Origin of the sequence: Fibrobacter sp. (assembly GCF_017551775.1) — a bacterium.
In the GTDB taxonomy this organism is placed as follows: Bacteria; Fibrobacterota; Fibrobacteria; order Fibrobacterales; family Fibrobacteraceae; genus Fibrobacter.
The window spans coordinates 1-10,843 of sequence record NZ_JAFZKX010000052.1; the positions used below are offsets into that span (position 1 = coordinate 1).

General features: G+C 54.5%; 9 protein-coding genes. 5 read left to right on the forward strand and 4 right to left on the reverse strand.

All coding sequences use genetic code 11. The features are described from left to right. Positions 1-1,826: glycosyl transferase (locus tag IK012_RS06190; protein ID WP_290951974.1), on the forward strand; the 1,826-nt coding region annotated here is incomplete at its 5' end. Between the two features lie 155 nt (positions 1,827-1,981). Further along, entirely contained in the window at positions 1,982-2,683 is a 702-nt protein-coding gene (locus IK012_RS06195; protein WP_290951977.1) for a DUF2314 domain-containing protein, read from the forward strand. Positions 2,684-3,045: 362 nt separating this feature from the next. On the opposite strand, the gene IK012_RS06200 is transcribed toward IK012_RS06195, so the two are convergent. The 4 genes from IK012_RS06200 to IK012_RS06215 are packed head-to-tail and all read right to left on the reverse strand — an operon-like array spanning position 3,046 to position 8,595. After that, complete coding sequence (locus IK012_RS06200; RefSeq protein ID WP_290951980.1) at positions 3,046-4,485, reverse strand: efflux RND transporter periplasmic adaptor subunit; 1,440 nt, start codon at positions 4,483-4,485, stop codon at positions 3,046-3,048. Beyond that, positions 4,478-6,172 (reverse strand): TolC family protein, encoded by a 1,695-nt coding sequence (locus tag IK012_RS06205; protein ID WP_290951984.1) that lies wholly within the window; start codon positions 6,170-6,172, stop codon positions 4,478-4,480. Before IK012_RS06205 ends, IK012_RS06200 begins: the two co-directional genes overlap by 8 nt. 1 nt (position 6,173) lies before the next feature. After that, positions 6,174-6,959, reverse strand: a complete 786-nt coding sequence (locus IK012_RS06210) for an efflux RND transporter periplasmic adaptor subunit (protein ID WP_290951985.1) — start codon at positions 6,957-6,959, stop codon at positions 6,174-6,176. 55 nt (positions 6,960-7,014) lie between these two features. Then, positions 7,015-8,595 (reverse strand): carboxypeptidase-like regulatory domain-containing protein, encoded by a 1,581-nt coding sequence (locus tag IK012_RS06215; protein WP_290951987.1) that lies wholly within the window; start codon positions 8,593-8,595, stop codon positions 7,015-7,017. A 184-nt stretch (positions 8,596-8,779) separates the two neighbouring features. On the opposite strand from IK012_RS06215, the gene IK012_RS06220 reads away from it, so the two are divergent. From IK012_RS06220 to IK012_RS06230, 3 genes are all read left to right on the forward strand, one after another. After that, positions 8,780-9,103 (forward strand): DUF3467 domain-containing protein, encoded by a 324-nt coding sequence (locus IK012_RS06220; RefSeq protein ID WP_290951989.1) that lies wholly within the window; start codon positions 8,780-8,782, stop codon positions 9,101-9,103. 286 nt (positions 9,104-9,389) lie between these two features. Further along, positions 9,390-10,541, forward strand: coding sequence for an FISUMP domain-containing protein (locus IK012_RS06225; protein ID WP_290951990.1), 1,152 nt, complete (start codon positions 9,390-9,392; stop codon positions 10,539-10,541). A 115-nt stretch (positions 10,542-10,656) separates the two neighbouring features. After that, positions 10,657-10,833 carry an LEPR-XLL domain-containing protein gene (locus IK012_RS06230; RefSeq protein ID WP_290951993.1) on the forward strand — a complete coding sequence of 59 codons (177 nt, stop codon included), beginning with the start codon at positions 10,657-10,659 and terminating at the stop codon, positions 10,831-10,833. Positions 10,834-10,843 lie beyond the last annotated feature (10 nt).

A 10,843-nucleotide genomic window follows, 5' to 3' on the forward strand; every position in this document is an offset into this window, starting at 1 on the left:
GTAGCTTCGATGGCGACCGCCGCGTGTTCCTCGGCGCAAACGAAATGGGTTCTTGGGCCGCTCCGCTCAGCCTCGCCAACAAAGAACTTTCTAACAGCGAATGCGACCGTGGCGACAACATTGCCGCTCTCATGATCCACGCCGGCAAGATTGCTGCGAACAAGACCTTCCGCACCTGCACCCAGCTCGGTCAGGAACAGAGCCTCAAGGTCGCCGCCAAGGCCATCAAGAAGTACCGCGACCTGAAGAACGTCGACAAGGCTTTCGACGAACTCGCCGCCTTCTGGCAGAAGTACCTCGCCACTATCCAGGTGGAAACTCCGGATGCAGCGTTCAACTCCATGGTGAACGTTCACAACCCGCGCCAGTGCCACACCACCAAGAACTGGAGCCGCTACCTGTCCCTGTACCAGCTGGGCTACGGCACCAGCCGCGGTATCGGTTACCGTGACTCCAGCCAGGACCTCATGGGCGTGATGAGCCACATGCCCGAAGAAGCTCTCCAGCTCGCCAAGAACTTGCTCTCCGTGCAGCGTCCGGAAGGTAACGCCATGCACCAGTACGCTCCGCTCGCGCTCGAAGAAGACAACGGCAACGAAGCTAACGCCGGTGACTCCCGCGAAAAGAAGGGCGTCCTCGACGAGAACGGCAATCCGGCCTACGCCGACTGGTACGGCGACGACCATCTGTGGATTGTCCTCACTGTGGCCAACTACCTCAAGGAAACCGGCAAGATGGACCTCCTCAAGGAAGAGATCCCGTTCTACGAAGCCGGCAAGAAGCGCGCCCAGCGTGAAAAGGGCACGGTGCTCGAACACCTCAAGCGCTCCCTCAACTTTACTCGTACTCACCTCGGTAAGCACAACCTCCCGCTCCTCGGCTTCGCCGACTGGAACGACTGCATGAACCTGCCGCTCGGTGCAGAATCCTCCTTCAACACCGGTCTCTACGCCAAGGCCCTCCTCGAGATGATGGACATCTGCGAAGCCCTCGGCGATACCGCCTCTGTCGAAATGTACAAGGGCTGGTACGAAGACGTGAAGAAGGCCTTCAACGACGCCGCCTGGGACGGTAAGTGGTGGGTCCGCTGGTTCGACAAGCAGGGCAACGCCTACGGCACCAGCAAGGCCAAGTACGGCAAGATTTACTGCAACAGCCAGTCCTGGTCCGTGATTTCCGGTATCGCTACCGGTGACCGCGCCGTGCAGGGCATGGACAGCCTGAACAAGCTCCTCAACACCGCCAACGGCGTGAAGAGCTCCACTCCGGGCTACCGCGGCTTCGACCCGAACGTGGGTGGCATCTCCACCTATCCTCCCGGAGCCAAGGAAAACGGCGGTATCTTCCTCCACACCAACCCGTGGGTGATGATCGCCGAAACCATCCTCGGCCGCGGCGACATGGCTTTCCAGTACTACAGCCAGATCAACCCGGCTGCCAAGAACGTGAAGCTTGACGAGTTCGAATCTGAACCGTATTGCTACCCGCAGAACATCCTCGGTGACGAACACAAGCAGTTCGGTATGGGCCGTAACGCATGGCTCTCCGGCACGAGCTCCTGGACCTACCAGGCCGCCACGCAGTTCATCATCGGTGTCCGCGCCAGCTTCAAGGGCCTCATCGTGAACCCCTGCATCCCCTCCAAGTGGGCAGGCTTCAAGGTGACCCGCAAGTTCCGCGGTGCTACCTACGAAATCGAAGTGAAGAACCCGAAGCACGTCTGCAAGGGCGTCGTCGAGATGATCGTCGATGGCCAGAAGATTGATGCGGATGTTGCACCGATCTTCACGAAGGGTATCCATAAAGTGGTAGTTACCCTCGGATAATTTGAATTATAACCGTCGTGATACGGCGTTGCTCGCCCCCTCACGTACGCTTTGTACGCTACGGGGGCTCGCGCCTTGTCTCACTCGGTTCTAATCCAAATTCGAAATTTTAAGGTCCGCTCCTCCGGGGCGGATTTTTTCGTATATTCAATGATATGAATAAATTCAGTTTTTTCAAGAAAGTCATTTTTCTGTCGCTCATGCTGTGTGTCGGTGGGTTTGCTGCCGAGGACCAGCTGTTTGGCATGACTCCGGAAATGAGTAAGCTCATCGCCCCGTATATCGAAAAGGCTAGGGCGACGTTCCCTGCGGTCAAGAAGAAATACATCGCGGGCGACTATGTGCGCGAAAAACGTCAATTGGATGTGCAAATCGAACTTACCGACAAGAACGGTGACAGGGAGATGGTTTTTATTGTGGTTACCCAATGCCTTGGAAATCGTTTCCAAGGGATTATCGTTAATGATATTCAGCTTCTCAAGGAGTACAAGAATGGCGATACCCTCTCTTTTTCGCAGGACCAGGTAAAGAACTGGGTTGTCGTGGATTCCAAGGGCAACGAGGAAGGCAATTTCGTGGGGAAGGCTATCGAGGCGTTTGATTCTGGGATTGTCGGTGTCTTTTTCGAGGGGGTGTTCAAGAAGGGCAAGTTTGAGTTCAAGTACCAGGATGCCCAATCGGCGAAATACCAGAACAGCATAGATGGAATCGTTTCGCAGGATATCATTGCGGAAATAACCAAGCGGCTGAAGGCTTCGTACGAAAAGAAACTGCGCGAAGGGCAAAAGTTCGAGGAAGGGAAGCCTTTCTACACCTACGGGATATATGACTTCCGAACGGGCGAAGTGAAACGCTGATACCTTTAGAAATGGCCGGAAATTTCATCTTTACCCTCGTAAAATTTAAACGAGGTTAAAATGCTTATTCTTCGTGGTACGCCGGCCCCTGCGGAGTTCCTTATACTGCGGGCTTTGTACGGCGTTTCTTGCTTGCGACGAAGTCTTCGTATAAAAGGAAAACACGACCCGCGTTAACGGGTCGCGTTTGTGTTTTGAGGTGTGTAAACGTCTCTAAAAGGATGCAAAAAATATATTCAAATTTATGTTTTGTCAAGTCAAAAAAGAAAAAACTTTATAAGATTTTTTCTTTATAAATTTGAAAATTTTATACAAAATGTGAACGGAAAATTTTCGACATTTTGTGCAACATCAATCGGTGCTTACCACCAGAGTTTGATGCGCAAGTAATCGATTGCCTGGTGCGAGAGAATCCACCAGAGCGACTTCTTTCCGGCGAAAATTTTTGCGACGCCTGTCATGCCGGGGCGGAACCACGCGGGCGTCCTGTAGACGAATTCTCCGCGCACGGCGAAGGTGTTTTCTTGGTCCTTCACTTCTGCGGTGGGGCTTATGAGCGTCGTGTTGAAGCGGTAGACGTAGTCCGGACGGCTCTTGATGGCGAGCAGTCCCTGTCCGCCGAGTTCCACGTTGCGCAGTTCCTCTTCGGGAACGTTTATTTCGACGTAGATGTTTTCGATGGAGGCCATCTGGAACAGTTCGGAGCCCTGATGCACGGGCGCTCCCAGGCGTTTCTGCAGGTCGCCCTCGATGATGATGGCGCTGTCTGCCGTCACGACGATGGTGGACATGGAAAGCTTGTAGCGCACGGTCTTGAGCTTTGCGAGGGTCTGCATGAGCCGCGCCTGATGAATGCGCATTTCGGCGAGCTGGTGTGCCGCCTGCGCCTTTTGGATTTCGCGCCGGCTGTCCTGTTCCTGCGCCATCAGGTCGGCTTCTTCGAGCCTGAGTTCCGTCTGGTTGAGTTTCAGGAGCGGGCTTCCCTTGTACACGACGTCACCCGGCTTCACGTAGACGGTATCGATGTAGCCGTCGAAGGGCGCGGTGGTGTAGATAATCTTGTCGGTCTTCAATATGGCCGGGGCGCTCACCTTGTAGGGCAGCGGGAAGAACACGGCGAACAGCACGAAGGCGATTCCCAGTATCCCGAAGAACTTCGCCCAGGTATGCTCGAAACCGAGGAACTTGGCGAGGAACTTGCGCATGGAGCGGAGCATGCGGACTCCGAACCAGTTGCTCTTGTTGTAGAGTTCCACGAGCCTTGCCGAGCAGAGGGTCGCCGTGAGGTGGATCTGTTCGGAATCGAGGTCGTCGAAGGGCTTGGTATTGCGTTCGCAGGTGATTATCCCGATGCAGTCTTCGCCCTTGCGCACGGGCACCGAGAGGATGTACTTGGAATGGTAAGCGCGGCTGTACCCCTCGTGCTCGCGGATGGAGAGCACGTTGTTTTCGGGAGCGGGGTAGACTATGGCGGCGTCTTGCTCGAAGGCTTCTTCCATGATGCCCTCGAGGTCCTTTACCACCTGCATCTTCTTCTCGAAATGGTCGGTATGGCTGATGGACTTGAGCACCACGTAGTCGTGCTTCACCCAGCCGAGGCTCACTCTTTCGGCGCCGTACTTGTCGCACAGCCCGCCCACGAGGGCGAGTGCCGCCGTCTTGAACTTTTCGTATTCCAGAACGTTCTGGGCGACCTCGAAAACGTGCGTCATCTGGGCGATTTTCGCATTGGAGCCGTTCAGGGCGCTCTGCATCGCCTTGATGAGCTTGGATGCGTCTATCTGCGGCTTGGCGTTACTCATGCAGTAGTTCCTCCCGCAGGATGAGCGCACCCTGCTTCCAGTTTTCCAGCCCGTTCTGCAGCAAAAGCTTGCCTTTCGCCCTCGAAAGTCTCACGTCGATGACCCGAAGGTCGCGCATGTTCTCGAGGTGCCGCTGCTGTGCGGCCCGCAGGTCTTCTTCCATCTCGAAAATCTGGTGGTAGTTGCTCTTGCCGAGTTCCATCTTCTTGAATTCTTCTTGCAGCTCGGTCTCGTGGTAGGTTACCGCCGTGCGGCTGTATTTCCACTGTTCGCGGATTTCACGAGCGCGGTTCTGCAATATGCGGTATTCTTCGTACAGGCGGTTCTGTATGAGCGCGAGCCTGGTGCGCGCCGCCCGCACGTTCGCCTTTTCGGCCGAAATCTGGTGCCGTTCGTGCACGTTCGCGAAAAGCGGCACGTCTATCTCGATTCCGCCCGCGAGCACGGTCTGCCTGTCTTCGGGGTGCTTGAATTCGCGCACCGCCTTGCGGGCGTCCTTGTCGCGCGTGCGTATGCCGTAGCTGCCGATCAGGTCCACCGTGGGCAAAAAGCTCGTCTTGTGCTTGTGCAGTTCCTCTTCCCGCAGGTCGAGTTCCGCCTTCTGCTGCAGGTATGCCGGGTGCATGCTGCATACGGAATCGGGGGCGATGAGGCTGTCGGCGACGTTCGTGGTGTCTACCTCGCTTTCGGGCCTGATGGCGATGGGTCGCGGGTCGCGGACGATGTCGCTTACCGAGAGCATGAGCAGCAGGGTGAGCCTTGCGCCGCGCAACTGGTCGAGCGCCGCGAGCCTGGCGCTTTCGCGGTCGGAATATTCGGCGATGGTCTTCTGGTAGTCGAGCGACGAGAGCATGCCCAGCTGGAGCCTCTTGCTGGCGTCCTCGGTTATCTGCTTTGCCACCCGAGCCGATTCGGTCGCGAACATCAGGGTCTGTTGTGCGTAGTAGTAGTTCCAGTACGAATCATGGAACTTCTCGAGAATCTCGTTCAGAGCGTAGCGGTACTTCTGGTAGGCGATTTCCCGCTGCAGGCGGGCCTGGCGGATGTTGTTGGTGGGGGTGAAGTAGAGCAGGCCGTCCTTGAGCAGGTGCTGGCGCAGTTCACCGCCGAAGTAGAGTTCCGAGGTGTAGTCGCTGTGCGTGTAGGTCGCCTGGTTGAACCCGACGTTGTATTCCGTCCCGGTGGGGAGCTTGCCCTGGATGCCTATCTTGTATTCGTCCTTGGTCTCGGTGAAAAGTGCGCCCGGCTTGTCGGCGCGTTCCTTGTTCACTCGGCCGATGAGGTGCGGCTCGAATTCGCCGTAGTAGCCCTTCGCCATCTCGGAATAGGAGAGCCATTCGTACTTGGCTTCCTGAACGTCCGTGTTGCTCTCGATGACCGCTTTCAGCGCCTTCTCGAAATCCAGAACCAGCGAATCTTCGATGGCCGGCGCGGTATCGGCCGCAATCTTCGCGGAATCCTTTGCCGGCGCGGTATCGGCTGCGATCTTCGCGGAATCTTTTGCCGCTGCGGTATCGGCTGCAGTCTGTGCGGAAGCCTTGGCGTTCACGGAATCGGCCGCGTTCTGCGCGTTTTCTGCCTGCACGGCTTTCTGGATACGTGCGGTATCTTGGGCGGCCGTCGCCACGGCGGCGTGCGCGAGTGCCGCGGAAAGCAGAAGGGCGTATGCGGGCAACCGGACCTTCATCTTACGGCAGCAGGATCTTTCCGGTGACGCCCGGTTCTATGGATGGGTTGGAGTTGTCGAAAATCACCTTGACGGTGCGCAGCAGGCTCGCCTTGTCGACGACGGGCGAGATGAACTCGATGGTCCCCTTCTTGGTGCGGGTCTTCGACGAGCCGTTCAGCGAAAGTTTCACCGTCTGCCCGACCTTCAGCCTATCCGCCTTGTTCACGATGATGTAGGCGGTCATGCGGCAGGTGCGCACGTCGGCAATCTCGATGATGGGTTCCAGCGCCTCGACGCTCTCGCTGTTGTTCTTCGCGATGCTCACGATTTCGCCGTCGAAGGGGGCGAGGAGGTACTGCTTTTGCAGCTGCGCGCGCGCCATGCGGTATTCGAGCGAATCCCTGGACTTGCTCACCTTCGCCGCTTCCCATTCCTCTTTCGCGATGCGGAAGTTCATCTCCTTTTCCCAGAGCTGCTCGGCGCTGATGGAATTGGACGTCTCGAAGAGCTTCTTGGTCACCTGCCAGTCCTTCTCGTAGGTTTCCATCTTGACGCGTGCCGAGACGATGCTCGAGGTGTCCTTCGCGGTAATCTTGGTGATGCGGGCCTTCAGCTCTTCTTCGGTCTTGACGAGGTTCATCAGCGTGTCGCCCTTGCGGACGAATGCGCCTTCCTTGACCCAGATGCTGTCTATTTTGCCGGGGACGGTGAACCCGATTTTCGCCTGGTTGATAGGTTCCGTGACTCCGTCGAAGCCGGCGGCGGCCGAAAGCCCGAAGGCGAATAAAACGATTATCAAAGACAAAGGTTTCAAAATGCGTTATCCAGTAAAAGATGCAGTCAGAGCGTAGCCGGAAAAACTAGCCCGCGTTGGAACTCGACGAGGCGGTGACGGACGAGCTGCTTTTTTCGCTGCTCGAGGAACTTGTCGGCACGGAGGCGCTCGAAGACGGCGCGCTCTCGGCGCTGCTCGAATCCGGTTCGCTGCTGGAGGAACTTGCGCCATCTTCGCTGCTTTCGGGGGCGTTCTCGCTGCTAGAACTTGCCGTGCTGTCGGCCACGCTCGAGGAGGACTCAGGCACTTCGAGTTCGGCCATTATGAGCAGGTGCTCGATGTACAGCCCGCTTTCGGCGTAGACGGTGACGTCCATGCCCACGGAATCGCCCGGGCTCCTGGTGTCGAGAATCTTCTCGCGCATCTGCACGAAGAGCGTGTCCTTGTTTATCCAGGCGTCCGCGGTAGCGGCCTTGCCGTTGCAGGAGATTGTCCTGGAGGCCTTGGCGATGAAGTGCCACTGCACGCGTTCCACGTTGCTGCTCAGCTTCTCGGAGAACTTCACCCACAGCGTGTCGTCGATGGAGAACACCGACTTGTAGTTCTCGTTCTGCGGCCACGCGTTGCTTGTCACCGCGTAGAGCCCGCGGCCGGTGGTGAAGGCGGATTTGTCTTTCAGTTCGATTTCGATGCGTTCGCTGTTCTTCTTGGTGTAGGCGACGATGGTCGTCGAGTATTCGGTGCTCGGCGGGAGCGGCCTGTCGTGCTTGAGGAACAGCGTGTCTTTGTGGATGGTCGGCGTGAGGATGAATGCGGAATCGCCCGACATTTTGACGCCGAGGCTCTTGTCCGAAAGTTCCTCGTTGAACACGAAGTAGGGCGTGAGGAGCGGCGAGATGTCCTTGTAGCCGTTCATGTCGGAATCCATGACGTTGCTCGCCTTGATGCGCGGCTTTGCGACGATGAGCGTGTCCTGCACCAGGTAGGCGCGGCCGATGTCCTTTGTCTGCGCGGCGGGAAGCCTGGGAAGAATGGTGGAAGAAAGGATGTAGCGCAGGCCCTTGTAGGTGAAGGGGGCGATGCTGAGCAGGAGCCCGGAATCGGCGGGCAGGTTGCTGAACTTGAAGCGTCCGAGAGAGTCCGTCTTGGAGGAATAGCTGTCGGATACGAGGTTGATGAACGCGGAATCCTTGTGCGTCACCTGCACGGGCACCTTGGCGACGGGGATGGGCGTACCCGAGACCGGGTCGCGGATGTAGAATTCACCCGAGATGCCGGCGTTTAACGGGCAGAGGCGCACGACGTTGCTCACGCTCGCCACGATCCCCTGCATGGAGGAGGACTCGTTGGTGGAACCGGCCGTGATTACCTTCGGTGCGTATTTCGTGGTGTCCTTGCCGTCGATGGCGGTGTAGCTGAACGAGAAGGAGAGGCTTCCGTAGGGGAGGTCGTCGATGTAGAAGGAGCCGTCTTCGTCGGTTGTCACCGTGTCGCTGTTGCCTTTCGCGTCTTGATATATTATAGTGGCGCCGTCGAGGCCCAGGCCGTTACTTGCGTCGAGCACGTAGCCCGAGTAGTTCCATTTGGAATAGCTCTCGCTTTCGGAATCGGTGACGGAACAGGCGACAAGAGCTGACAAAAACAGCAGAACAACGATTTTGTTCATCCTACATCCTTTGTCCTTGTATGGACAAAAATATTCATCCCAGACGGAAATCGAAAAATAGTAATAATTTCAACTTTTTGTCAAGGCAAAAAAATAATATAGCCTGTATTGGAATTCAGCAATAAATTGCTATTTTATGTATAAAAGTGTATAAAAAAATGCTAACATTATAGGAGATTGAACAATGGCAGAAAATAAGAGTGCAATGACCCAGCCCGAAGTCGTCTGGAACGACGCCAACATGAAGAGCCTTTACGTGAACGCCACCAACGTCGTGGCCGGCCGCGAAGAGGTGATGATGCTCCTCGGCCTCAACCAGGCTTGGAATATGGGCCAGAGCAAGGTGAACGTCGACATCGCCGAACGCGTCGTGATGACTCCGTACACGGCAAAGCGCCTCGCCATCATGCTCGCCGCCACCCTCAAGGCGTACGAAGCCAAGTACGGCACCATCGATCTCGGTCTCGAAAAGGCCCCGAGCGCTGCAGCCGAAAAGAAGGCGAAGTAATAAAAATAAAATAAGTTTTTAGTCGTTAAATAACTTTGATGGCGTACGTCCTGCGTACGCTATTTTTTTGTTGAAAATTACATTTTCATTACATCGAAAAACGCCGATTTGTATAAAAAAATTCACGTCTGTTGTAATTCAATGAAGGTGAATATTTTGTGCTAAAAAATATGACGGATGTGTATACAAAATAAAGTTTTTTTATAAACACCGTTTTTTATGATACAAAAAATTATTATTTTTATGGAGGCTCGGTCTGTTGTTAGACTGGCCCTTCGGAGGATATATGAAGAGATTTGTATTGACCACGGCATTCGCCTGCCTGTTCCTTGTTCTTGCAGCTTGCGATGACGATGAAAGTAGTTTTGTCCGTCCCGGTGACGATTCTTCTTCCAGCATTGAAGAGGAATCCTCCTCTAGCGACACACCGAAGTCGAGCGAATCTGCGAAGTCTTCTAGCAGCGTCACACCGAAGTCGAGCGAATCTGCGAAGTCTTCTTCTTCCAGCGTCACACCGAAGTCGAGCGTGAGCGAGACAAGTGTGTCCAGTAGCAATGCAAAATCCAGCAGCAGTACGAAGTCTTCTTCTTCCAGCGTCACACCGAAGTCGAGCAGCAGCGAGACAAGTGTGTCCAGTAGCAGTGCAAAATCTTCCAGCAGCTCTGCAAAATCTAGCAGCAGTGCGAAGTCTTCTTCCAGCGTCACTCAGCAGTCCAGTAGCAGTGAATATGTGCCGTTTGACCACTCCAAGGCTTTAGCGGAAGATTGGCGTATAGGTGAAAATCGTTATAAGACATTTACGGATCCGCGCAATGGCCGTAGCTATTACTATATAACAATAACGGGTACGGATACTGTGCGTAAGGTTGCCTCGGTGACTGTGATGGCAGAAAACTTGAATATCGGCGAGATGGTGCTCGGCGAAAACGACCAGAACAACGATTCCAAGATCGAACGTTACTGCTACAACAATGATACCACCAAGTGCGACGAATTTGGAGGCCTCTACCAGTGGGCTGAGATGATGCAGCTGCCAAGCCGCTGCAATACTGAAAGTTGTGCAGATTTGATCCAGCCGAACCACCAGGGAATCTGCCCCGATGGCTGGAGATTGTTTAATTTTAATGATTATGTCATAGTGATAAATGCCGAAGGAAATGATGACGGCGTCAAGGGAATGCGTTCGATGCATGGTTTCAGTGGAACGAATAGCAGCGGATTTTCCCTGACCGGAACTGGAAAGAGAACGAAAAAGGGGGGGTTTGATCGTTTGAAAAAGACTGCTTATTGGTTTTATCCACAAGAACATGAATATGATGAAAAATTGTATGTGTATAATGCAAATATATCTGCAGACACTGATTTTGCTCCGTCTGCAGATGATGGGGATGAAAAAGTTTTTGGCTTCTCCGTCCGCTGTACTAAACTAGAAGAATAATCAAAAGTTTTGAAAATAATTACAACGCACCCTGAGGTGCGCTGTAGTTGTTTTACCCTAAACGGAATTTTTCACAAATTCCACACGAAAAGTTTTAACTAAAAAGGCAAAAAACATGTCCAAGAACGTCAAGTCCAACAACAAGAACACCAAGAAGTCTACCCGCAACATTTACAAGATCGAGACCCTTGAGCCTCGCCTGATGATGGATGCCGAGTCGGGATTTGACGCCGACCGCCTGGATGATTATTCCGAACAGATTGAATCTATTTCCGGTAACATCGGGGAGTAGGTCTCTGCCG